At 32.9% G+C, this 22071-nt stretch carries 24 protein-coding genes and 1 pseudogene; 13 read left to right on the forward strand and 12 right to left on the reverse strand.

Features of this window, described 5'->3' with window-relative positions; translation table 11 throughout:
• The first annotated feature begins 43 nt into the window (after positions 1-43).
• The gene (locus V6624_RS00305) at positions 44-1339 is read left to right on the forward strand and encodes a deoxyribodipyrimidine photo-lyase (protein ID WP_338840500.1); all 1296 of its coding nucleotides are present in this window, start codon (positions 44-46) and stop codon (positions 1337-1339) included.
• A gap of 245 nt (positions 1340-1584) precedes the next feature.
• Here the strand turns inward: V6624_RS00305 and V6624_RS00310 are convergent, their stop codons facing one another.
• A complete protein-coding gene (locus V6624_RS00310) occupies positions 1585-2889 on the reverse strand; it encodes an ABC1 kinase family protein (RefSeq protein WP_111285940.1) in 1305 nt (434 codons plus the stop codon).
• Positions 2889-3548, reverse strand: a complete 660-nt coding sequence (locus tag V6624_RS00315) for a TetR family transcriptional regulator C-terminal domain-containing protein (RefSeq protein WP_338840502.1) — start codon at positions 3546-3548, stop codon at positions 2889-2891. The genes V6624_RS00310 and V6624_RS00315 overlap by 1 nt, the downstream gene beginning before the upstream one ends.
• 98 nt (positions 3549-3646) lie before the next feature.
• Here V6624_RS00315 and V6624_RS00320 point away from each other — a divergent pair, with 98 nt between their 5' ends.
• On the forward strand, positions 3647-4558 hold the full coding sequence (locus V6624_RS00320; RefSeq protein ID WP_338840503.1) for a TIGR01777 family oxidoreductase: 912 nt from the start codon (positions 3647-3649) through the stop codon (positions 4556-4558).
• Positions 4559-4561: 3 nt separating this feature from the next.
• Here the strand turns inward: V6624_RS00320 and V6624_RS00325 are convergent, their stop codons facing one another.
• From V6624_RS00325 to rmuC, 5 genes are all read right to left on the reverse strand, one after another.
• Positions 4562-5128, reverse strand: coding sequence for a YceI family protein (locus V6624_RS00325; protein ID WP_111285934.1), 567 nt, complete (start codon positions 5126-5128; stop codon positions 4562-4564).
• 139 nt (positions 5129-5267) lie between these two features.
• Positions 5268-5816, reverse strand: a complete 549-nt coding sequence (locus V6624_RS00330) for a hypothetical protein (protein WP_338840506.1) — start codon at positions 5814-5816, stop codon at positions 5268-5270.
• 11 nt (positions 5817-5827) lie between these two features.
• Positions 5828-6223: a VOC family protein gene (locus tag V6624_RS00335; RefSeq protein ID WP_338840508.1), complete on the reverse strand. Its 396-nt coding sequence runs from the start codon at positions 6221-6223 to the stop codon at positions 5828-5830.
• 42 nt (positions 6224-6265) lie between these two features.
• The gene (locus tag V6624_RS00340; protein WP_338840509.1) at positions 6266-6814 is read right to left on the reverse strand and encodes an acyl-CoA thioesterase; all 549 of its coding nucleotides are present in this window, start codon (positions 6812-6814) and stop codon (positions 6266-6268) included.
• A gap of 417 nt (positions 6815-7231) precedes the next feature.
• Positions 7232-8605 carry a DNA recombination protein RmuC gene (gene rmuC, locus V6624_RS00345; protein WP_338840510.1) on the reverse strand — a complete coding sequence of 458 codons (1374 nt, stop codon included), beginning with the start codon at positions 8603-8605 and terminating at the stop codon, positions 7232-7234.
• A gap of 190 nt (positions 8606-8795) precedes the next feature.
• On the opposite strand from rmuC, the gene V6624_RS00350 reads away from it, so the two are divergent.
• The 5 genes from V6624_RS00350 to V6624_RS00370 all read left to right on the forward strand — a co-directional run bounded on the left by V6624_RS00350 (position 8796) and on the right by V6624_RS00370 (position 12926).
• Positions 8796-9674: a protease complex subunit PrcB family protein gene (locus V6624_RS00350; RefSeq protein ID WP_338840511.1), complete on the forward strand. Its 879-nt coding sequence runs from the start codon at positions 8796-8798 to the stop codon at positions 9672-9674.
• Between the two features lie 7 nt (positions 9675-9681).
• The gene (locus tag V6624_RS00355; protein ID WP_338840512.1) at positions 9682-10080 is read left to right on the forward strand and encodes a hypothetical protein; all 399 of its coding nucleotides are present in this window, start codon (positions 9682-9684) and stop codon (positions 10078-10080) included.
• A 126-nt stretch (positions 10081-10206) separates the two neighbouring features.
• Entirely contained in the window at positions 10207-10683 is a 477-nt protein-coding gene (locus V6624_RS00360; protein ID WP_422389350.1) for an RNA polymerase sigma factor, read from the forward strand.
• A complete protein-coding gene (locus V6624_RS00365) occupies positions 10680-12374 on the forward strand; it encodes an outer membrane beta-barrel protein (RefSeq protein WP_338840513.1) in 1695 nt (564 codons plus the stop codon). The genes V6624_RS00360 and V6624_RS00365 overlap by 4 nt, the downstream gene beginning before the upstream one ends.
• A gap of 45 nt (positions 12375-12419) precedes the next feature.
• Complete coding sequence (locus V6624_RS00370) at positions 12420-12926, forward strand: MepB family protein (RefSeq protein WP_338840514.1); 507 nt, start codon at positions 12420-12422, stop codon at positions 12924-12926.
• Between the two features lie 56 nt (positions 12927-12982).
• Here the strand turns inward: V6624_RS00370 and V6624_RS00375 are convergent, their stop codons facing one another.
• Both V6624_RS00375 and V6624_RS00380 read right to left on the reverse strand, forming a co-directional pair.
• Entirely contained in the window at positions 12983-13735 is a 753-nt protein-coding gene (locus V6624_RS00375; RefSeq protein WP_338840515.1) for a glucose 1-dehydrogenase, read from the reverse strand.
• 153 nt (positions 13736-13888) lie between these two features.
• Complete coding sequence (locus V6624_RS00380; protein WP_338840516.1) at positions 13889-14263, reverse strand: hypothetical protein; 375 nt, start codon at positions 14261-14263, stop codon at positions 13889-13891.
• 368 nt (positions 14264-14631) lie between these two features.
• Here V6624_RS00380 and V6624_RS00385 point away from each other — a divergent pair, with 368 nt between their 5' ends.
• Positions 14632-15216, forward strand: a complete 585-nt coding sequence (locus V6624_RS00385; RefSeq protein ID WP_338840517.1) for a pseudouridine synthase — start codon at positions 14632-14634, stop codon at positions 15214-15216.
• 25 nt (positions 15217-15241) lie between these two features.
• Positions 15242-15697 (forward strand): tRNA (cytidine(34)-2'-O)-methyltransferase, encoded by a 456-nt coding sequence (locus V6624_RS00390; RefSeq protein WP_111285912.1) that lies wholly within the window; start codon positions 15242-15244, stop codon positions 15695-15697.
• Positions 15698-15797: 100 nt separating this feature from the next.
• On the opposite strand, the gene V6624_RS00395 is transcribed toward V6624_RS00390, so the two are convergent.
• The 3 genes from V6624_RS00395 to V6624_RS00405 all read right to left on the reverse strand — a co-directional run bounded on the left by V6624_RS00395 (position 15798) and on the right by V6624_RS00405 (position 18833).
• Complete coding sequence (locus tag V6624_RS00395; RefSeq protein ID WP_162614943.1) at positions 15798-16574, reverse strand: ABC transporter ATP-binding protein; 777 nt, start codon at positions 16572-16574, stop codon at positions 15798-15800.
• An 86-nt stretch (positions 16575-16660) separates the two neighbouring features.
• Positions 16661-17689, reverse strand: a complete 1029-nt coding sequence (locus V6624_RS00400; protein ID WP_111285908.1) for an iron chelate uptake ABC transporter family permease subunit — start codon at positions 17687-17689, stop codon at positions 16661-16663.
• Between the two features lies 1 nt (position 17690).
• Complete coding sequence (locus tag V6624_RS00405) at positions 17691-18833, reverse strand: ABC transporter substrate-binding protein (RefSeq protein WP_338840518.1); 1143 nt, start codon at positions 18831-18833, stop codon at positions 17691-17693.
• Positions 18834-18941: 108 nt separating this feature from the next.
• On the opposite strand from V6624_RS00405, the gene V6624_RS00410 reads away from it, so the two are divergent.
• From V6624_RS00410 to cobT, 4 genes and pseudogenes are all read left to right on the forward strand, one after another.
• Positions 18942-19289 (forward strand): DUF5522 domain-containing protein, encoded by a 348-nt coding sequence (locus V6624_RS00410; protein ID WP_422389324.1) that lies wholly within the window; start codon positions 18942-18944, stop codon positions 19287-19289.
• A gap of 30 nt (positions 19290-19319) precedes the next feature.
• Positions 19320-19700, forward strand: a pseudogene (locus tag V6624_RS00415) (four helix bundle protein).
• A gap of 18 nt (positions 19701-19718) precedes the next feature.
• Positions 19719-20225, forward strand: coding sequence for a bifunctional adenosylcobinamide kinase/adenosylcobinamide-phosphate guanylyltransferase (gene cobU, locus V6624_RS00420; protein ID WP_111285904.1), 507 nt, complete (start codon positions 19719-19721; stop codon positions 20223-20225).
• 116 nt (positions 20226-20341) lie between these two features.
• A complete protein-coding gene (cobT, locus tag V6624_RS00425) occupies positions 20342-22021 on the forward strand; it encodes a nicotinate-nucleotide--dimethylbenzimidazole phosphoribosyltransferase (RefSeq protein ID WP_111285902.1) in 1680 nt (559 codons plus the stop codon).
• Positions 22022-22071: the final 50 nt, after the last annotated feature.

Genomic DNA, 22071 nt, shown 5'->3' on the forward strand with positions numbered 1-22071 from the left:
AAATAAAATCTATGTTTCTATGTGTTTAAAATAACATACAACAATGACAAAACAAAAAGTTACCATTTTCTGGTTTAGACGTGATTTGCGTTTAGAAGACAATACAGGATTATTTCATGCTTTGCAATCTGATTTTCCTGTTGTGCCTCTTTTTATTTTCGATGATGATATTTTAGAACATCTTCCAAAAAACGACGCCAGAGTAACTTTTATTTATGATTCACTCGAAAAAATAAATTCAGAATTAAACAAACTTGATTCTTCAATCTTAATCAAAAAAGGAAAAACAAAAGACGTTTGGGAATCGTTAATTGAAGAATTTGATATTCAAAGTGTTTTCTTTAATAAAGATTACGAACCTTTTGCTATTAAGCGCGATAATGCAATTTCATCTTTATTAAAAGAAAACAACATCGAATCGTTCTCTTTTAAAGATCATGTAATCTTCGAAGAAAAAGAAATCACAAAAGCAGACGGACTTCCCTATACGGTTTACACGCCGTATAAAAACAAATGGCTAGAAAAATACCATCTTTCAGGTTCGGCTCCAGAATATGATTCAGCGCCATTTCAATCTAATTTTGCTAAAGATAAATTCAAGTTCCCCGATTTAGCTGAAATAGGTTTTGAAAGAAGTTCCATAAAAGTACAGCCACATAATTTAACTCAAATTGCCCATTATAAAGAAACGAGAGATTTCCCTGCCTTAGACAGCACTTCTTATCTTTCTCCACATTTGCGTTTTGGAACTGTTAGTATTAGAAAATTAGTAAACTGGGCAAATCGAAAAAATCAGACTTTTCTAAGCGAATTAATCTGGAGAGAATTCTTTATTCAGATTCTGTTTAGTTTTCCGAATTGTGTCAATCATAATTTTAAATCGGCTTACGACGGAATACAATGGCGAAATAACGAAGAAGATTTCAAACGCTGGTGTTCTGGAACTACAGGATATCCGATGGTTGATGCGGGAATGCGTCAGCTTAACGAAACGGGTTATATGCACAATCGCGTGCGTATGGTTGTGGCAAGTTTTCTTTGCAAACATTTGCTGATTAACTGGCAATGGGGCGAAGCTTATTTTGCCGAAAAACTTCTTGATTTCGAATTGGCTTCAAACGCAGGAAACTGGCAATGGGCAGCGGGAACAGGTTGCGATGCCGCGCCTTATTTTAGAGTTTTCAATCCTGAAATTCAACAAAAGAAATTTGACGAAAAAGGCGAATACATCCGTAAATGGATTCCTGAATTTGATTTTGGCTACGCAGAACCTATGGTCGATCATGCCTTTGCAAGAGATCGCGCAATTGCGACTTATAAAAAAGGGATTTTGAAATAAATTTTGAAATTTCAAAATCCAAATTCCAAATTCCAATTATCGCAATCTTGTCATCCTGACGAAGGAAGGATCACACACGTAGCTCTGCAAAGATTATCGATTTTGATCGTGGAGTTTCTAGTGTGATCCTTCCTTCGTCAGGATGACAAACTAGACGAAAAAAAACTTTGTCAAAGTTTTAAACTTTGACAAAGTCCTATACGTAAAGTTTGGTCAACTTGAAACCTGAAACTTGAAACAAAAACCTAATATTTCAAATAATTCTCTACAACTATTTTCGCTTTCAAATCGAACATTAAATTGTACAAACCGAAGAAAGTACGGTTCATGTAAATAAAGTGCTTAGAACCGCGATTTCCGTTCATTTTTTTCAAGTTTGTATCTTCTGAGAAACGCTTTCCTAATTCGGCAATAGCGTTGAAGAATTTTTCATCGGCAAAATCGAAAGTTTCGTTTTGGAAAGGTTTTGTAAAAAGAGACAGCAAATCATGAAACATTTCGGTGAAATATTCGATTTCTGCTGGCGTATCGTCTGGACGAAGAATTTCTAATTCGAATAATTTCTGGTTGAAAAGCTTCTCATCTGTAATGACATTTTTATTAATCAGCTCGAAATACGGCGTATAAAACTCTTCGGGAATTTGTTTCATGCAGCCAAAATCCAAAGCAATTAATTGATTTTGATCATCAACTAAAAAATTCCCCGGATGCGGATCTGCGTGTACTTTTCGCAAAACATGAATTTGATACATATAGAAATCCCAAAGCGCCTGCCCTATTTTATCACCTATTTCCTGATCGGTATTTTTTGCTGTAAATTCAGAAAGATGAATTCCTGTCATCCAATCCATTGTGATGATTTTCTCTGACGAAAACTCTGGGTAATAGCTTGGAAAAGTAATATTTTCAATCTTTGAGCAAGCATCTACAACTTCCTGACTTTGCTTCAATTCTAGCAAATAGTTAGTTTCTTCGATAAGTTTGTCTTCAACTTCTTTAAAATATTTGTCAGAATCTTTTCCTTGCAGATTAAACATTCTAATCGCAATTGGTTTTACCAAAGCCAAATCGGAAGAAATGCTATTGGCAACGCCCGGATATTGAATTTTAACCGCTAGTTTTTTGTCATTTTTCTTTGCCAAATGCACTTGACCAATACTCGCAGCGTTTATTGAATTTGGATTGAATTCGTCGAAAATTTCATAAGGTGTTTTGCCAAAATTGCTTTTGAACGTTTTTAAAACCAAAGGAGCGGAAAGTGGCGGAACAGAAAACTGAGACAAAGAAAACTTTTCTACGTAAGCCTGAGGCAGAAAGTTCTTGTCCATACTCAGCATTTGAGCAACTTTAAGCGCACTTCCTTTTAAGCTTTTTAGTCCGTCGTAAATATCTTCGGCATTGTTTTCGTTCAGTTTATCACGGCTCAAATCTGGATTTACTATTTTTTCGGCATAATGTTTTACATAGTTTACGCCAATTTTAGCACCAGTTTGAACCAATTTTCCTGCTCGCTCTATTTTTGAGGTTGGAATATAATCGATCGTTTTCATTATCTGCTGTATACTTTTTCTTTAAACAAAAATTTCCCGAAATCAATCAAATGATTCATCGGTGCGACATTCATTAATTCGAACGAAGCATTCACTGATTTTTCGATAAAAATATCAGTTTTTTCAAAAGCAGGAGATTCGTCTTCCATCCAGAATTTAATCGTCATCATTAGTTGCAACCAAGCCGATTCCTGAATTGCTTTTTCTTGAAATTTTTGAAATCTTTCTTGTTCCAATCTATAATCGTCCGTTAAAATTTCAGCAACATAATCTTTAAAACTATTTCGAAGCGTAGTCAGCTGAACCAAGTTTTTCAACGGGTTTCTGTCAATTTTAAGCGATTGCAGAACGTAACTTCTGTTGGCAGTTAGAATTTCGAAGAAAGTGAAATAAAAACTCAACATTTTATTTTTCATATCATATCCCTGATATTCTTCATTTTTGTGAAGAAGATTAACTGTGTTTTCAAAAAACAGTCGGAATATTTCTTTTTCTAAACCTTCTAATGTTCCAAAAAAAGCATAAAATTCAGCCTCAGTAAAATCATTTTCTTTGGCAAAATGATAAACCGATTTTGGTTTTTGACCTTTTTCTAGAACTTCTTCCATATATTTTGAAACGATATCATCTTTGGTAATCACCTTTTTTTTAGTCGCCATTTTATTAAAATTTAGAATTTGCCATAAAGGTAAACATTGTTTAAGTACCTTTACTTATCATTAAACACTATATTCTGTTAAATATATTATAAACTATTATGGCTCAAAATGTTCTATTAACTGGCGGAACTGGTTTCATCGGGAAATATTTAACAGATGTTCTGATCGAAGCTGGATATTCTGTATCTATTTTGAGTCGTTCTGATAAAGAAAATACGCCAAGAGTCACTTATTATAAATGGGACATTAAGAAAAACTACATTGATAAAAATGCCGTTCTTAACGCAGATTACATCATTCATCTTGCAGGTGAAGGAATTGTAGAGAAAAGATGGACCAAAAAACGCAAAAAAGCGATTATTGAAAGCCGTGTAAGACCTATCGAAATGATCTATTCGGTTTTGGAAAACAACAATAAAAAACTGGAAGCATTTGTTTCTGCGTCAGGTATTGGGATTTATGGTGCTGTTACCAGCCATAAAATCTTCACAGAAGATACGCCTCCAGCCAATGATTTTTTAGGCATTACTTGCCAAAAATGGGAAAGTGCTGCAGATAAAATTGGTTCTTTAAATATTCGAACGGTCAAAATTAGAACTGGTATTGTTTTAGGAAAAAATGAAGGTTTTTTAAAAAAATTAACTCCGACTTTTAAATCTGGTTTTGGCGCAATACTTGGTTCGGGCAAACAATATTTGCCTTGGATCCATATTGAAGATTTGTGCCAGATTTATCTAAAAAGCATCGAAGACGCAAAACTAGAAGGCGCATATAACGCTTGTACAACAGACAACACGACCAATGCCAGATTCTCTAAAACCTTCGCTAAATTGTTTGATTACACAATATGGGTGCCTAAATTACCTCCTTTTTTTCTAAAAATTCTTCTAGGCGAAATGAGCATTGCTGTCTTAACAGGAACGCGTGCTTCTTCAGAAAAAATTCAGAAAACAGGTTTTGAATTCCAATTTACCGATTTAGAAAAAACGCTTATAAATTGTATAAAGTAAGTCCTATTTCAGCGTTAGCAACGATTCTTCGCTTCGAACTATTCCCGTCAGTTCAGTATTAGCTGTTGTTGAAACTTTCGAAGCTATAGAACTTGGAATATGGATATTAAAATCAGATACTAAAATTGGAAAGTCTGAAATTACCTGAATGCCTTCCGGAACTCTTTTGATTAAAGCATTTACAACAATTTCTTTCGATTTGCCACGTAAATTAAGTTTTCCTTTAATCTCGTATTTCTTTTCAACTTCAGTAATATCTTTCAAGTCAAATTTTTGGATTTTCCCTTTAAATACGGCTTTAGGATAACGATTGCTTTCCATATAATTGTCATTGAAATGTTCTTGCATCAAATCTAATTTAAAGCGGAAATTTTTAACGATAACAGTACATATAAAAGTACTTGTTTTAGGTTCTAAAAGAATGGCAACCTGTCTGTTTACAGCTTTTACTTCTTCGAATAAGGGAACAGAGGCTTCAAAATTTATTGTTCCTGTATTGGTAAAAAATTTGTCTTGGGCAAGGACAGAAAACGCGGTAAAGAGTAAAAATAATAAGGTAGTTGTTTTCATAATCGTCTACATTTAAACAATTATGTCATCCAATTTATTTCTGATAAAGAGAATTAAAATTCAGATTCTAATTGACCTGAAAAAATCGAACGGCAGTACTCAGTGAAAAAATTCCGTAACCCAATAATTACACTTAAAGTTACGGAATTTTTGCATGCAAAGTTTTGGAATTAATGCTAAATATTTGTGAATATTTTTTTGTAGTAAAATGAGAATTGTGAGAGGCAAAAAAGACTAAAAATCTTCCTTTTATTAAAGCATAAATTACATTGATAAAAAACAAAAGCTGTGCTCCAAATAATGCAAAAATGGAAATCACTATTCCTATTTCTATTCTTTGGTTAAAATTCATGTCCTTTAAAAGTGCAACCATATCGCCAGGAACACTTTCTCTTAAAAATTTAGGCAAAACAAAAACTGCAAACAAACCTATTATGCTAATTAAAACATGAGAAACTGTCATCCAATTTACTAAACCAAAATTTAGCTTTAGGAGACCAAAATAAATCAAAGCCAATATTCCATAAATTACAGAAATGAGAATCATTAAATGTTTCCAAGAAATAAGATAATAAGTAGCATGAATATTAATATCGAGCATTTCGTTCCCTCTATAAAAGCCAAAAGCTAAAAGACCTACTATTACTATTAAAAATAAAAAATGAGGTGTGCTTTGTATATAATTCATTCTAAAAAAAATTAACCTTTTACTTCTGTACAAATCTCAATTAAAAAGCCGTTTAAATCTCTTGCGTATGCTACAATTTGTCCCCAAGGTTTTTCTACAGGTTCTGAAACTATAACGGCACCAAAAGAAGTTGCTTTCTGCAAAACCTCTGGTACATTTTCGGTTATAAAACCAATTTCTATTGCAAAAGGCTTGTCTTCTAAACTGCTTTCGATAAAACCGTCAGGTAAATTTTTTGAAGCTAATTTTTTAGAAGCAAATGAAAGCGTTGTTTCTCCTGTTATTAATTCGCCATAATCATTATCTGGCGTGACAAATTTTCTCGAAAAACCAAATGCATTTTCATAAAATGCAATAGATTCTTCAACATTTTCAACATATAATATTGTGTATCCAAACTTGACCATATTTTCTACTATTTAATGTGTATTAAATAAATATAAGAAAATTTAGCTGATTTCTAATAGGACATTGTATTTTTCTAAACTCGCCAGATCTTCAATCGAATTTATATTGGTCAATTTTTCGTGTTCTTCCACTTCTTTTCTAACCTCGATATGTTTTACTGCTTTTCTAAAACGGCGCACTTCTTCTAGATTAGATAAAATCAATCCAGGAACCTGAACGCTTTTTCCTTCTTTATCTTTGGCAACCATTGTAAAATAAGATGAATTACAATGTTTTATAACTCCAGTTTGAATGTTTTCTGCTTCAACGCGAATGCCAACAATCATGGAACTTCTCCCAACATAATTAACAGAAGCTTTCATAGTTACTAATTCTCCAACTTCAATTGGTTTTAAAAAGTTTACTGTATCTACAGAGGCGGTTACGCAATAATTTCCGCTGAATTTTGATGCTGACGCAAAAGCAATTTGATCTAATAATTGTAAAATATATCCTCCGTGAATTTTCCCGCTAAAGTTGGTATGCGAAGGCAACATTAATTCTGATATACTAACTTTTGATGATGAAATGGGTTTAAAATCTGTACTCATGTTTTTGTTTTTGGAATGTTTTTTTAGTTGTGTTTTTTTCTAACACATAGAAACATAGATTTTTTTTCCTTTAAAAAGAGTTTAGAAAGAAACTAGTTTCTAACACATAGTCCCGAAGCTTCGGGATGTATTTCTGCGAGTGAAACGCCTTTTTACCTCAATCTTAATTTCTATGTTTCTATGTGTTTAAATTTTTTTGCCACTCCCGATAGCTATCGGGATAATGGATTTTAAATGATTTTTTATTCTTTGTCTATTTTTTCCCAACACATAAAAACATAGATTTTTTTTCCTTTAAAAAAGAGTTTAGAAAGAAACTAGTTTCTAACACATAGTCCCGAAGCTTCGGGATGTATTTATGCAAGTGAAACGCCTTTTATCTCAATCTAAATTCTATGTTTCTATGTGTTTAAATTTTTAATTCAATAATTCATTTTCATCTGAATTAATCGCTCTTGCAATAATATTATCTGGAAGCGATTTCTTGGCCTTTGCTCCCATCTTTTTTAATCTTTCAACGCTCGAAATTAGATTTCCTTTTCCGTCAACCAATTTGTTCATGGCGCTTTCGTATTCTGTTTTTGTATCTTTTATTTTATTCCCAATTCGGACTAAATCTGATACAAAACCTTCAAATTTATCATATAAAGCTCCCGCCTGTCTTGCAATCTCCAAAGCGTTTTCTTGCTGCTTTTGATTGGTCCACATACTGTCAATAGTTCTTAAAGTTGCTAAAAGCGTACTTGGCGTTACAATTACAATATTTCTGTCGAATGCTTTTGTGTATAAAGTTGGATCTTCGTTTAAAGCAATGGCAAAAGCCGGTTCCATCGGAATGAAAAGCAATACAAAATCGGGGCTTTCCATTTGATACAAATCATGATAATTTTTACTGCCAAGCTGTTCGATATGTCGCTTTATAGAAATAACGTGTTCTTTTAGAAATTCTGTTTTTAAAAGTTCCGATTCTTCATTCACCCATTTTTCATAAGCTGAAAGCGAAACTTTAGAATCGACAATCATTTTTTTACCATCTGGAAGATTAATTATAACATCTGGAAAAACGCGATTCCCTTCTGCATTAGTAAAACTTTGCTGTACTTCATATTCTCTTCCTTTCTCTAATCCTGATTTTTCTAAAACACGTTCTAAAACCAATTCTCCCCAGTTTCCCTGCATTTTACTATCGCCTTTTAAGGCTTTGGTAAGATTTAAGGTTTCTTTACTCATTTGGGCGTTCATTTCACTCAAACCAATAATCTGCTGGCGCAATGCTGCGTGATAATCGATACTTTCTTTGTGTGTCTGATCTACTTTTTGTTCGAAAATGTGGATTTTATCCTGAAGCGGAACCAAAATATTTTTCATATTCTCGCTGTTTTGCTCGGTAAACTTTGCCGATTTTTCTTCGAGAATTTTATTGGCAAGGTTTTCAAATTCTTTGGTGAATTTTTCCTGAAGTTCGTTGATTTCGCTTTTTTGCTCTTTATGTCGTTCCCATAAATTTTCAAAATCAACTTCTTTTTTAGAAAGCTGAATCGCGAGACTGTCTTTTTCTGTTCGAATATTTTCTTTCTCAGAAATATGCAATTGCAGCTGTTTCTGAAAATTATTTTTTTCGTTTTCAAACTGCTCTTTCTGCATTTGCAACTGACTGTTTAATGCGTGCAATCTTTCCTCTGCAATAGCTTTTTCTGATTGAGATTTAGATCCTGAAAGCATTCTGCCTACGTAGATGCCAATAAAAAGTGCTATTACAAAACCTAATAAAAACGGTAGATAATCAAACATAACTAAGTTTATTTTACGTAAAAGTACGCAATAATACGTAGTACTTAGTTTTAAATTTAGAAATTTCACGAATTCATAATCAATTCAAACTAAACCAACATTTTATCTTTTTTTTCAAAAAAAAATAATCAAGACGCAACCTTTTTTTAAAACCGCCATCTACAAAATATAAACCTAATAAAAAATATTCATGAAAAAATTAATGCTTGGCTTATTTGTAGCCTTTGGAATTAGCGCTTGTTCTATTAGCGATGATAATAGCAAATATGTTGATTGTGGTGCTAATACGAATGTAGAATTTAGCGGATTCCCTTTCTTATGTAATTATAGTGTAAAAACACAGCCAAATAATGCAGCTGTAGCCGTTGTTGCATCACAGGAAAAATTGAACGAGCTTTTTACAAAACATAACAATAGCTGTCCAGTTGCAAGTGATCCTACTATTGATTTTACAAAACAATATTTAGTTGCTCTTTTTGCAGGTGTAAAACCAACAAATGGTTATGCTATTAAAATTACTTCGATTGTAGAGAACAACTGTCAGATTGTTGTTAATTACTATGAAAAATCTCCAGCAACAGGCGAAACGGTAACTCAAAATCCAACTTATCCTTCAGATTTTGTTTTGATTCCTAAAACTACTAAAGGTTTCATCTTCAACAAAACAACTGAGAATGCTGACAATATTGTAATTGGAAGTTACTTTGCTGAATGTTCAGCTACAGATTGCCAAAAATTCTTCCAAATCAATGATTATAATATTTTAAAATTCCAAGGTGTTGTTGCTGGACAATTTGATTTTGGTCAATACAAATACAGCACAACTATTAAAAGAGGTGATTATACTTTGTTCTTAAAAGAAGTTCCTGCTGAAATTTTAGCGCTTAAAGGACAAACTAAAATTTATGGTGCTCCAGATTCTGCAGATCAAGGAGGAATTTATTTTGAATTGCGCCAAGGTTCTAGCGTTACAAAAATCTACATTGACAATAATGACACGACAGATCAAAGTGCTGCTATTATAGCTTTCAAGAAAACAATTAAAGACAAAATTACAAGCCTAAAATAATTCAATCATGAAGAAACTTTTTATATCTTTTATTGTCTGTTTTCTTTTTACAACAATGTATTCATTAGAAGCTCGTAAAGTAACTTCATCATCAATTGTAAATACATGGACTTGGCAAAAATCTGTTGGAGGAAGCCATAATCCTTATGTAGCAACGCCAAAAACAGCTGGATTTACTAAGAAGATTGTCTTTACTAACGACGGAAGAGTGATTACATATAAAAATAATGTAGAGATTAGAAATAGTACTTATCAGATAGAAAAAGGGATTGGATATTTTGATAAATCAGAGCATGACTTGATTACGTTTGAAGGCAAAACTTACGTAATAGAAAACCTTGACAATCAAAACCTAACGATTGTAAGCAACCATCAAGATGGTGCTCGAACTATTTTTAAAAGATAGTTTTGTAAACTATTTAGAACTATTTTTGCAAAAACAAATTTGAACCATTTCTTGAAAGACGAGTTAGAAAAATACATCAAACTGTGCATAAAAAATGACAGAGAGGGACAACTGAAAATTTATCAGTTGTTCTCTCCTGTTTTGTATGGTATCTGTTTGAAGTATATGAAAAACGAGGATGATGCGAAAGATGTTTTTCAGGAAGCTTTTGTTATTGCTTTTCAGAAAATGAGCCAATACAAGTTTGAAGGAAGTTTTGAAGGATGGCTAAAACGGATTTTTATAAACAAGTTAATCGAAACTTTAAATAAGAAGAAAAAAGAGAGTTTCTTTTTAGATGTTTTTGATCCAGACACAGATTTTATTGAAGAAGAGGAATTAGAAGCAATTCCGATAGAACAAGAAAAACTGTTAGAATACATACGGGATTTACCAGATCAATACCGGACGGTTTTTAACTTATATGTTTTTGAGAAAATGAAACACAAAGAAATCGCCGAACTTTTAAAAATCTCTGAAGGAACATCAAAATCAAATTTAAATCGCGCCAAACATATATTACAAAAGCGAATTTTGAGCATAAAAAATTTTAAAACAGCATGAAGAAGCACAAAATAGAAGATATTTTTTCATCAATGGAAGACTTTTCTAGTGTTCCGCCTCCAGAATTATGGAGTCAGATTGAAGAAAAACTAGACAAACCTAAAAAGAAGAAGAGAGTTGTTCTTTGGTGGTCGGCTGCTGCATGCTTATTATTAGGGTTGCTTCTGCCTTCAATTTTACATTTTACTGCTTCGCCTGAGAATAAAAACCTTAACAATGGCGGTTTTGATACTAATAAAAATAGTGTTGTTCTTGATAAAAAAACAGATGATAAATCTACTAACAGAAATTTAGACCAAAATAAAAATATTGGTAAAACTGCGGATTCTTTAAATGAAAATTCGACAAGAAAAAATCAATTTAATACAGAATCAGGAATTCAAGTTCAAGAAAGTGCTGTAGCGAATACAAATTCTAAAAACAATAGCAATAAAAAAGATTCTAAATACAGCGTGCCAAGTTCGGCTAATGTTCCGAATGAATCTGTTGCGTTTCAGAATTCTGGTTCATCAGAAAATAAATCGGCAGGAAAATCTTCTAACAAATCTATTTTAGAAAATACAGGAAAATCTTCTAATAAAGGTATTGCTGAAGAAAGAATTGCATTTGGAAAACAAAACAAATTTAATTCGAATGCAAAAAAACAGCTTTCGAATTCTATTTTTGATGAAAAACTTATTGGTAAGAACAATCAGAATTTTGCTCTTAACAATCAAAATAATGCTGTAAATCCTAATACAGCGTCTAAACAAAACACATCGACTTCTAGAAACAGAAACATGATTTCTGAAACTGCGGTTGTTACTTCTGCAAAAGAAAACGGAAAAATGATTTCTGAAAATGCTGTTGCTGTTTCTGCAAAAGAAAATTCAAAATCAAACAATTCTTCTTTAAGCAAAATAGATTCTGTGCAACTGGCAGAACTACAAAATTTAGAAAAAGGCATTTTAGCTTCAACAGAAGTAAAAGACAAAAAGGATAAAAAAGACAAAAAAATTGATCCAAAAGAAAGATGGGCTGTAGCTGTTTTTGCTGGTGTAGCAAATTCAGAAAACACTAAAAACGACAAGACTTTGGGCAATACAAACGATTCTAAACAATCGAATTCGTACGGGGTTAAAACAAAATATGCCATTAATAATAAATGGGCTGTCAGCTCTGGTTTAAAATTTAACGAATTAGGGCAAAGTGTTGCCAATGTTTCATATATAAGCGCCAAAAGCGATGCGTTATTTTTACCAGGAGTCGCTTATTCTGGCAACTCTGTGGCTGCAACTACTGGTAATTCAGAATATATTTTATTATCAAATAGTACAAAAGAAGCTTTAAAAGATGATAATGTGCAAAGCGGTAATCTTGATCAAAGTTTAAGATATATCGAAATGCCTCTTGAGGTTTCGTATTCTGTCTTTAATAAAAACAGAGCCCGAATAAATTTAAATACGGGTGGTTTTGTTGGTAAATTAGTCTCAAATAATGTGTCATTAGATGGTAATACAATTGGCCAAAATATAAATGCCAACGATTATGTTTATGGTTCTACTTTGAGCAGTACTGTTCAATATCGTGTGTACAAAAAAACCAATGTTTTTGTTGAGCCTGCTATGAACTATTATATCAATCCATTAAACAATCAATCTTTCAATCAATTTCAATGGGGATTAAATTTTGGATTGAATGTTTCTTTCTAAGTTTATTTTGTAGTAATTTTCGTGAAAATTTAAAATTATCTTTTCATGAATTTCACAGCCGCTTCTTCTGATTTATTATTAGCCAAAGAAACCATTTTTGACAAAGCAAACTTAGAATTAAGTTCTCTACAAAAAGAAGCTGAAAGCGACGAATATAGTGCCTACCGTTTTCAAATTAACAACAAAAACATTTGTTACAGAGAGGCAAAAATTACTCCAACCAAAACGGGGCAATTTGTTACTTTATGGAAACGGAATCAAACTGGAACAATCGAACCTTTTGATTATTCTGATGCCATAGATTTTATGATGGTCAGTGTTCGAAAAAATGAAAATTGGGGACTATTTATATTTCCTAAACTTGTATTGCTAGAAAAAGGAATCTTTTCAACTGAAAAAAAAGAAGGAATTAGAGCGACAAGAGTTTATCCTTCGTGGGATGAAACTACAAGCAAACAGGCTCAGAAAACTCAAAAATGGCAATTAGAATACTTCTTTCTATTAGACCAAAACAATATTGATTTAAGCAAACTAGAAAAGATATTGATATAAAAAAAGCCGTAAACTCTCTTTTTACGGCTTTTTCAATGTTATATACTCTAAATATATTAAACTGCTGTATAACCTCCGTCAGCGATAATATAACTTCCTGTTGTAAATGATGATTTGTCAGAATTTAGGAAAACGACCAATTCGGCAATTTCTTCTGCAGTTCCTAAACGATTCATCGCCGATTTAGCTGCAACCGCCTGCATCTTTTCTTTATTTAAATTGTCTTTTAAAAGTGCTGTTTCGATATAACCTGGTCCAACCGCATTACAACGAATATTTTTCTGTGCATATTCGACCGCAATGTTTTTAGTTAAACCTACAACAGCATGTTTCGAAGCCGTATACGCTGGACTTAGTGGCGCTGCAACTTGTCCGTGGATAGAAGCGATATTAACAATGCTTCCTCCTCCATTCTTTTCCATTTGCTCTAATTGATAACGGCATGCATAAAAAACACCGTTTAAGTTTAGCGCAATAACTCTATCCCAATCTGCAGGCTCATATTCTCCAGTCGGTTTTGCTGGTCCGCCCATTCCGGCATTATTGCAAGCAATGTCAAGTCGGCCATATTTAGAAACCGTTACCTCAACCATGTGTTTGTTATCACTTGCACTCGACGAATCTCCTTTTACGAAAAAAGCTTCTCCGCCTTTTTCTTTTATACTATTTACGGTTTCTTCACCGTGCTCTACATTTATATCAGATACTACTACTTTTGCTCCTTCTCGAGCGTAAGCTTCTGCCACTGCACGTCCAATTCCTGAACCGCCACCAGATACAAAAGCCACCTTATTTTCTAAAAGTGCCATATTCTTTAGGTATTAAATTTGTTCCTTAAAATTACAAAGAACTCAACCGATAACGAAGCTTTCAAAAGAGTTTACAAAAACATTAACGCATACCGCTAATGTTATGTTATTTGATATTAAATTGACTGGATTTTATTGAAAATTTCGTATTGATTATTCCTCTTCATCCAATTTCATGTTTCCACGCTCCTCATGATTATCTGGGTGCGAATTTGGATATCGATTTGGTGTTATATCAGAATTACGATCTTTATTTTCTACCGTTTTTTTTGCTTCTTCTTCGGTTTCTACACCACGGTTTGCATTTGGGTTCTCTGGATTGATTTGATGCAGCGTTTTATTAATATCTTCATTTTCATTTCTAGCTCGTTCTACAATCTTTTTGTCACCGTCTTGATCTGTAACCAATTCTTTATTAAGTTTTGCATCTTTTAAATCTTTATCGTGCGAAACGTTTTTCCCTTTAGATTCGTCAATATTTTTCTGTGTTCCGTTTATCTTTTTCGTTCCTAAATGATTAGTTTCCATAGCATTATTTTTTTGAGTTTCTATTTATAATATTACGAATTCTAATAAGCATTCACGTTTCATAATTTACTATCTTTATTTACAACATTTTACGATTAAACTAATCTCTAAGCTTATGAATTTCTTCAAAATCAAAACCAGCTGGTCCAATGCAGAATTTATTATGATCAAAATTTGCATGGCCTCTATCTATATTTCTGTTGGAAGTTATTTTCATGAATTTTTTAAAAACTATTATTGGGCTTTACTTGAGATTTTTGCTTTTACTGCGGTTTGGTTTGTTTATCGATGGTATAAAAAAATGAAAGCACAAAGACAGTAATTCATTTTAATTTTAGGAAAGAGACTATCTTTGCAAAAAATTAAAAATGCACAGACACTTCATTCTTTTTAAACCTTACGGCTATTTAAGCCAATTTATTTATGAATTAAAAAGAAAGAAAAAGCTTTTGGGCGAATTGCATGATTTCCCAGAAGGAACAATGGCAATTGGAAGATTAGACGAGGATTCTGAAGGTTTGCTTTTGCTAACAACCGACGGAAAAGTAAGCGAACAAATTAGAAGTAAAAAAGTTGACAAAGAGTATTACGTTCAAGTTGACGGCGTTATTACTCCCGAAGCAATCGAACAATTGCAAAAAGGCGTCGAAATTGGTTTTGATGGCGGAAAATACAAAACAAAACCTTGTTCTGCTTTTATCGTTACAGAAATTCCAGATTTTGGCGCAAGAGCCAAAAAAATCAGAGACGAACGTCACGGTCCAACTTCTTGGGCGTCTATTACCATTAATGAAGGGAAATTTCGTCAGGTTCGAAAAATGACTGCTGCAGTAGGTTTTCCAACTCTTCGTCTCGTTCGTGTTCGAATAGGAAATGTATATTTGCAAAACCTAAAAGCAGGCGAAGTACTAGAGGTTTCCGATTTTCAATTAGATAATTCCAAAAACTCATAACTCATAATTCATAACTCAAAAAAAGATGTTAAACGTTGTTCTTGTAGAACCAGAAATACCAAATAATACTGGAAATATTGGAAGATTGTGCGTAGGTACAGAAAGCCGACTTCACTTAATTCATCCTTTCGGATTTGTAATTAATGACAAAAACCTGAAACGTTCGGGATTAGATTACTGGGTTCATCTTGATGTTACCGAATATCAAAATGTAGAAGAATGGATTGCACAGATTCCAGATCATTCTCGTGTATTTTTAATGAGTTCGCATTCTGAAAAATCGTATTTACAAAATGAATTTCAAGATGGTGACTGGCTTGTTTTCGGAAAAGAAAGCGTTGGTTTAAGCAAGGAGTTTATGGCAAGATTTGAAAATCATTTGACAATTCCAATGTCACCGCTTATTCGCAGTTTTAATATAGCAAATTCTGTTGCTTTTGTGGTTGGGGAAGCGAAGAGGCAGATTTCATTAAAGAAATAACTATTTATGATTTCCTGCAAGGTTTTCAAAACCTTGTAGGTATTTTAAGCACAATCAAATTCAAAGACATCTACAAGGTTTTCAAAACCTTGCAGGAGAATCAATTCACAATAAACTTCCCTTTTTCAGCATCAAAAACAATATTTTCATCTTTGAATAAATTGCTGAAACTTCCATTCGAAATTAAATTACAAGGTTGGTCTTGTACTATATTTTCTGGCGTCATCATAATCATTTCATCGCTTAACTGAATGGCCAAATCAATATCGTGCGTTGAAAACAGAATACATTTTTGAGTTTCTTGAGTTAGTTTCTTTAATAATTTGAACAAAGATACTTTATGCAATAAATCTAAATGTGTTGTTGGTTCGTCCAAAATAATTAGCGGAGTATCTTGCGCCAAAGCTCTTGCAATTAAAACTTTTTGCAATTGTCCGTCACTAATTTGAAAATGCTTTTTTGAAGCTAAATGTTCGATTTGAGTCAAACCCATTGCTTCGTGAACTTTTGCAATATCCTCTTCCGACAATTTATCAACCCAATTGGTATAAGGCTGGCGACCTAAAGCGACCAATTCAAAAACAGAAAGATTACTTGGTGGTAGTTTTTCGGTTAAAACCAAACTTAAATTTTGCGCTAATTCCAAAGGATTATAATCTGAAATGTTTTTTTCATTCAGATAAACATTTCCAGATAATGGCTTTTGGATTCCAGTAATCGTTCTCAGTAAAGTTGATTTTCCAATTCCGTTTGCTCCTATTAAAGTAATTAGTTTTCCTGAAGCTAAATTTAAATTCAGATTCTCAGCAATAGTCGTAACACCTTTCTTGGATTTATATCCAATATTTAGACTAGAAGTTGATAGAATGTCGTTCATTTTTTTAGAGATACTAAGTTACTAAGATGCTAAGGTTCTAAGTTTTTTCTAAACGATAAAATCTTTTTAATCTGTGGCTGAATAATTTACTTAAAATTTCTTTTTCTGACTAAAAGCCAAATTACAACTGGCGCACCAATTATAGATGTTATAGCATTTATTGGAAGCGTGACATCAAAACCAGGCATTTGCGATACAATATCACAAAACAACATTATAATAGATCCAAAAAATAAAGTACTCCAAAATAATATGGTGTGATTACTCGTCTGAAAAGTCAGTTTTGCAATATGTGGCACTGCTAAACCAACAAAAGCAATTGGTCCTGCAAAAGCTGTGATTGCTCCAGATAATATGCTTGTTGCAAATATGATTATTAATCGTGCTTGCTTAAAATTCAATCCCATGCTTTTTGCATAGTTTTCGCCCAAAAGTAACGCATTTAGTGGTTTTATACTTTTAGCACTTAAAAGCAATCCGATTCCAACGCATACTGTCAAAATCACGATGGTTGTCCATGAAAGATTTCCGAGATTTCCCATTGACCAAAAAGTAAATTTTTGAAGCTGTTCTGCTGTACTAAAATATGTCAAAACGCTAACAATCGCCGTCGTAAAACTTCCGAACATTAGTCCTACAATTAAAATTGCCATTGTATCTCGCAATCTCTGTGAAACCACTAAAACTAAGAACAAAACTAAAGTACTTCCTAAAGTTGACGCTAAAACAATTCCATACGACGATAAAGCTATCACACTTAAAAACGGCGGAAGAAATCCTGCTCCCAAAATCACAAAAGCAACACCAAGACTTGCTCCAGAACTTAATCCTAAAACATACGGTCCCGCAAGCGGATTTCGAAATAAAGTCTGCATCAAAAGTCCGCTGATGGAAAGTCCTGTTCCAACTAAAACTGCAGTAATTGCTTTTGGAAGACGATAATTTATAATTATATATTCCCAAGTCGATTTTGTAGCCTGTCCTCCTGTTAAACTCGCAAAAACATCTTTTAGCGGAATCATAACTGATCCTAAACTAATGCTCGCAAAAAACATTAGCAAAAGAGCTAAAGCCAAAATGACAAATAAAATAGTATTTCGTTTTTTATTCGCCAATTTAATTCAGTTTGGATGCAAATGTAAATTCGTAGCTTGACAATAAATCCGGGTGAAAAATTTTAATGTAATCTTTCAAGACCAAATCTGGTCGGCTTGGGGCCAATTCATAATAAACAGTTCCACCGGTTGCGCCCAATTTACCTTCAAAATTGTAAACATTTTTATTTTTGAAAGCATCAAATTCTGCGTAATGCGGATTCGTTTTTTGTAATTCCTCTAAACTTTTAAAAGAACCCGAAGCGATCCAGATATTTGCATCTTTTGCTTTGTCCAAAACTTTTTCAAAAGACAAGCCTTCGCTTCCTGTTCCTTTTAAATCTGCCCAAAGATAATTTGCCTTTGCATCTTTCATAAATTGCGCAACCCAACTATTCCCTTTTGCAACGTACCAAACATCTTCATACATAGAACCATATAATACTTTTGACGTTGCAGGTTTATCTTGAACCAGTTTTTTCGCTTGATTGTAGCTTTCTACAATTTTATCAAAAAGTTCTTTTGCCTGATCTTCTTTTCCAAACAATACTCCGTAAAGTTTAATCCATTCTGCTTTTCCAAGCGGAGATTGTTCCATCCAATCGCCTTGAATTAATACATTTAAACCGCTTTTTTTCAAATTGTCCAACATCGGATTATTATTATCAACTCCAAACGTAACAATCAAATCTGGAGATAATTCTATTAATTGTTCGATGTTTAGTTTCTCATTTTGTCCAACGTTTTTCACAGAACCTTTGTCAATTAATGCTCTCGTTTTTTCCGAAGAAATATAATCGGTATGTGGAAATCCTACTAATTTATTCTCCACTTCCAGCATTTCTAAAAACGGAATATTGGTTGTTGAAGTAACTACAACTGACGTTAACGGAACTTGAATTGTAGTATATGATTGAAGACTATCTCGAACTTTAGCTTCCTTTTCTTTTAAAATATATTTGAAATCTTTATTGGCATTAGGCCATGGATTTGAAACAGTTACAACTGAATAATCGCCATATTTTACGATTGAAAGTCCTGATGCGTATTCGATACTATTTTTGGCATTTTCTACTTTTACAGTTTCAACTTTTTCATTCTTCTTACATCCGATAAGAATAAAAAAAGCTGTTATAAAAATCATTTTAGGGAATAAATGTCTCATATTTTCTGTTTTGGATGGAACAAAGGTAAAGTATTTATTATTTTTTTTGTTTACCTTTATTCTTACAAATTTAAACAATTGTATCTTTACAACATGAATACCACAAAAATGAAAATTTGCTCAAGCTGTGATTCAGAATTCAGCTGTGGAGATATATCTGTAGAAAACAAATGCTGGTGCAACGATTATCCACCAATCTTCAATCTTTCTGAAGGCGGAGATTGTCTTTGTCCCGTTTGTTTTAAAGAAGCTTGCGAGGACAAAATCGATGCCTATATCGAAACCTTAACTCCTGAAAAAGCGCTTCAAAATAAAGCTCTATCATTACCCAAAACAGAAAAACTAATTGAAGGCATCGATTATTATATCGAAAATGGCAATTATGTTTTCAAAGCCTGGTTTCATCTAAAAAGAGGAACTTGCTGCGGAAATGACTGCCGACATTGCCCTTATTAATTGTTAATTATAAATTGTTAGTTGTTAATTATGAAAAACAACATTGTTAGAAATAAAAGTTTTGATTTTGCTATTAGAGTTGTAAAACTTTATCAATACCTAAATAATACTAAAAAATAATTTATTCTTTCAAAACAACTTTTAAGATCTGGAACAAGTGTTGGTGCAATGATAAGAGAAGCTGAACATGCTGAAAGTAAAAGCGATTTTATTCATAAATTTGCAATTGCTCAAAAAGAAGCTAATGAAACTGTATATTGGCTAGAATTATTAAAAGCTACTGATTATTTAAATGAAAAAGAATTTGACAACATCAACAACGATGCTGTAATAATTCTAAAATTAATTACCAGTATTATTAAAACTTCTAAAAGTCAATTAGCAACAAAAAAATTAACAACTAACCATTAACAATTCACAATTAATAAAATGATTTACTTGATAACTGGCGGCGAACGTTCTGGAAAAAGCGGTCATGCTCAAAAACTAGCTTTAGAACTTTCAAATTCTCCATTATATGTTGCAACAGCCAGAAAATGGGATTCCGATTTTCAAAATCGAATCGATCGCCATCAACAAGAAAGAGACGAACGTTGGACAAACATTGAAGAAGAAAAATATTTAAGTAAAATCGATTTTTCTGGAAAAACTGCTTTAATTGATTGTGTTACACTTTGGCTGACGAACTTTTTTATTGATCATAAAAATGATGTCGATGCGAGTTTAGAGGAAGCTAAAAAAGAATTTCTTGCTATCGCTAAGCACGAAAATGCAAATATAATTATTGTAACAAACGAAATCGGAATGGGTGTTCATGCAGAAACGCACATTGGAAGAAAATTTGTCGAACTTCAAGGCTGGATGAACCAATTTATTGCCGAAAATGCTGATGAAGTCGTTTTAATGGTTTCTGGAATTCCGGTTAAAATCAAATAAAAATATCCAAATTAGAAATTCCAAATTCCAAAACTATACTGAGCTTTGGAATTTGGAATTTTCTTTTTTAGAGTTTGACCTTGGAATTTGGGATTTAAAAATTGTAATTTTATAGCATGAGTAATCTAGACGATATATTAAAATCCCGACGCGACACCCGACATTTTACCTGCGATGAAGTTCCAGACGAAGTAATTCAAAAAGCTTTACAGGCTGGACATTGGGCGCCTTCTGTGGGATTAACCGATGCTACAAGATATTATCTCATCAAATCGGATGAAGTTAAAGCGTCTATTAAAAAACTCTTTTTAGACTACAATAAAAAAGCCGAAGAACTAACCGACAATCTAGAACAAAAGGAACTTTACAGATCATTAAAATTAGAAGCAATCGAAGAAGCTCCTATCGGACTTATAATTGCTTACGATCGTTCGGTTCTCAATCAGTTTACGATTGGGACAGTTGGAAGTAACGAAGCCGTAAAATTCAGTTCTGTTTGTGCGGCACAAAACATCTGGCTTTCGTTGACAGAACAAGGCTACGGAATGGGCTGGGTTTCCATTTTGAATTATTATCAGTTTAAAAAAATCCTCGATTTACCTGAAAATATAGAGCCGCTGGGTTATTTCTGCATCGGGAAACCTGCAACCAATTATAACAATCAGCCAATGTTACAACAGTTGCATTGGAAACAAAAATCACAAGCTCCAATTTGCAAGGAAATCAAAGAAATTCATCAGATAAATATTCCTGCTACTGATTTGAAATCTGAAAATAAAGTCGAAAACAAATCTGATTTCAATAGACTTTTACAAGAAAAAATAGATTCGAAAACAAAACCTGTTGGTTCTTTGGGAACTTTAGAATCTTTGGCCTTTCAAATGGCGACTGTTTTTGAAACTTTAAACCCAAAAATTGAAAAACCTAATATAGTAGTTTTTGCTGCCGATCACGGAATTGCAAATCATGGCGTAAGCGATTATCCGCAGGATGTTACGCGACAAATGGTCAATAATTTTCTGGATGGCGGAGCGGCAATCAATGTTTTCTGCAAACAAAATAATATTGAATTATCAATTGTTGATTCTGGCGTTAATTATGATTTTCCAACAAATGCAAAATTAATTGATGCGAAAATCGCCAAAGGAACTCAATCCTTTCTACATGTTCCTGCAATGAGCGAATCTGAAGTACAATTGTGTTTGAATAAAGGAAAATCGATTGTACAGAATATTGCAAAATTGGGCTCAAACTGTATTGGTTTTGGCGAAATGGGAATTGGAAATACTTCTACAGCTTCTGTTTTAATGAGTCTTTTAACGGAAATTCCTATTGAAGAATGCATTGGAAAAGGAACTGGAGTTGAAAATGAGAAATTAATTCTGAAACAAAACTTACTCAAAAAAGCAGTTGACAATTATTCCGGTCAAGCCGAATTAATATCGCAGCTTTCCTATTTTGGAGGTTTTGAAATTCTTCAAATGTCTGGTGCAATGCTCGAATCTTTTGAAAATAAAATGTTGATTTTGGTTGACGGTTTTATTTGTACAGTTGCTTTTTTAATTGCTTCGAAAATAAATCCGAACATCAAAAAAAATGCTGTTTTCTGTCATTGTTCTGCTGAAAAAGCACATTCAAAATTGCTAAATTATTTGGATGCAAAACCTATTTTAAATCTCGATTTGCGTTTGGGCGAAGGAACTGGATGCGCAGTTGCTTTTCCAATTTTAAAATCGGCTGAAGCTTTTTTGAATGAAATGGCTAGTTTTGAAAGCGCGGGTATAAGCCGTAAATAGTTTTCAATCTCAGTCTCAGTTTTCAGTCTTTATAAATCATAATTATTACT

Source organism: Flavobacterium ginsenosidimutans (assembly GCF_037478105.1).
Lineage (GTDB): Bacteria > Bacteroidota > Bacteroidia > Flavobacteriales > Flavobacteriaceae > Flavobacterium > Flavobacterium ginsenosidimutans.

Coding starts and splice junctions, on each gene's coding strand:
- V6624_RS00390 (WP_111285912.1), top strand. CDS start 15,242: ATGTTAAACGTTGTTCTTGTAGAACCAGAAATACCAAATAATACTGGA.
- cobU (WP_111285904.1), top strand. CDS start 19,719: ATGATTTACTTGATAACTGGCGGCGAACGTTCTGGAAAAAGCGGTCAT.
- V6624_RS00385 (WP_338840517.1), top strand. CDS start 14,632: ATGCACAGACACTTCATTCTTTTTAAACCTTACGGCTATTTAAGCCAA.
- V6624_RS00335 (WP_338840508.1), bottom strand. CDS start 6,223: ATGGTCAAGTTTGGATACACAATATTATATGTTGAAAATGTTGAAGAA.
- V6624_RS00315 (WP_338840502.1), bottom strand. CDS start 3,548: ATGGCGACTAAAAAAAAGGTGATTACCAAAGATGATATCGTTTCAAAA.
- V6624_RS00325 (WP_111285934.1), bottom strand. CDS start 5,128: ATGAAAACAACTACCTTATTATTTTTACTCTTTACCGCGTTTTCTGTC.
- V6624_RS00340 (WP_338840509.1), bottom strand. CDS start 6,814: ATGAGTACAGATTTTAAACCCATTTCATCATCAAAAGTTAGTATATCA.
- V6624_RS00310 (WP_111285940.1), bottom strand. CDS start 2,889: ATGAAAACGATCGATTATATTCCAACCTCAAAAATAGAGCGAGCAGGA.
- V6624_RS00375 (WP_338840515.1), bottom strand. CDS start 13,735: ATGGCACTTTTAGAAAATAAGGTGGCTTTTGTATCTGGTGGCGGTTCA.
- V6624_RS00305 (WP_338840500.1), top strand. CDS start 44: ATGACAAAACAAAAAGTTACCATTTTCTGGTTTAGACGTGATTTGCGT.
- V6624_RS00410 (WP_422389324.1), top strand. CDS start 18,942: ATGAAAATTTGCTCAAGCTGTGATTCAGAATTCAGCTGTGGAGATATA.
- rmuC (WP_338840510.1), bottom strand. CDS start 8,605: ATGTTTGATTATCTACCGTTTTTATTAGGTTTTGTAATAGCACTTTTT.
- V6624_RS00370 (WP_338840514.1), top strand. CDS start 12,420: ATGAATTTCACAGCCGCTTCTTCTGATTTATTATTAGCCAAAGAAACC.
- V6624_RS00365 (WP_338840513.1), top strand. CDS start 10,680: ATGAAGAAGCACAAAATAGAAGATATTTTTTCATCAATGGAAGACTTT.
- V6624_RS00320 (WP_338840503.1), top strand. CDS start 3,647: ATGGCTCAAAATGTTCTATTAACTGGCGGAACTGGTTTCATCGGGAAA.
- V6624_RS00405 (WP_338840518.1), bottom strand. CDS start 18,833: ATGAGACATTTATTCCCTAAAATGATTTTTATAACAGCTTTTTTTATT.
- V6624_RS00395 (WP_162614943.1), bottom strand. CDS start 16,574: ATGAACGACATTCTATCAACTTCTAGTCTAAATATTGGATATAAATCC.
- V6624_RS00350 (WP_338840511.1), top strand. CDS start 8,796: ATGAAAAAATTAATGCTTGGCTTATTTGTAGCCTTTGGAATTAGCGCT.
- V6624_RS00380 (WP_338840516.1), bottom strand. CDS start 14,263: ATGGAAACTAATCATTTAGGAACGAAAAAGATAAACGGAACACAGAAA.
- cobT (WP_111285902.1), top strand. CDS start 20,342: ATGAGTAATCTAGACGATATATTAAAATCCCGACGCGACACCCGACAT.
- V6624_RS00355 (WP_338840512.1), top strand. CDS start 9,682: ATGAAGAAACTTTTTATATCTTTTATTGTCTGTTTTCTTTTTACAACA.
- V6624_RS00330 (WP_338840506.1), bottom strand. CDS start 5,816: ATGAATTATATACAAAGCACACCTCATTTTTTATTTTTAATAGTAATA.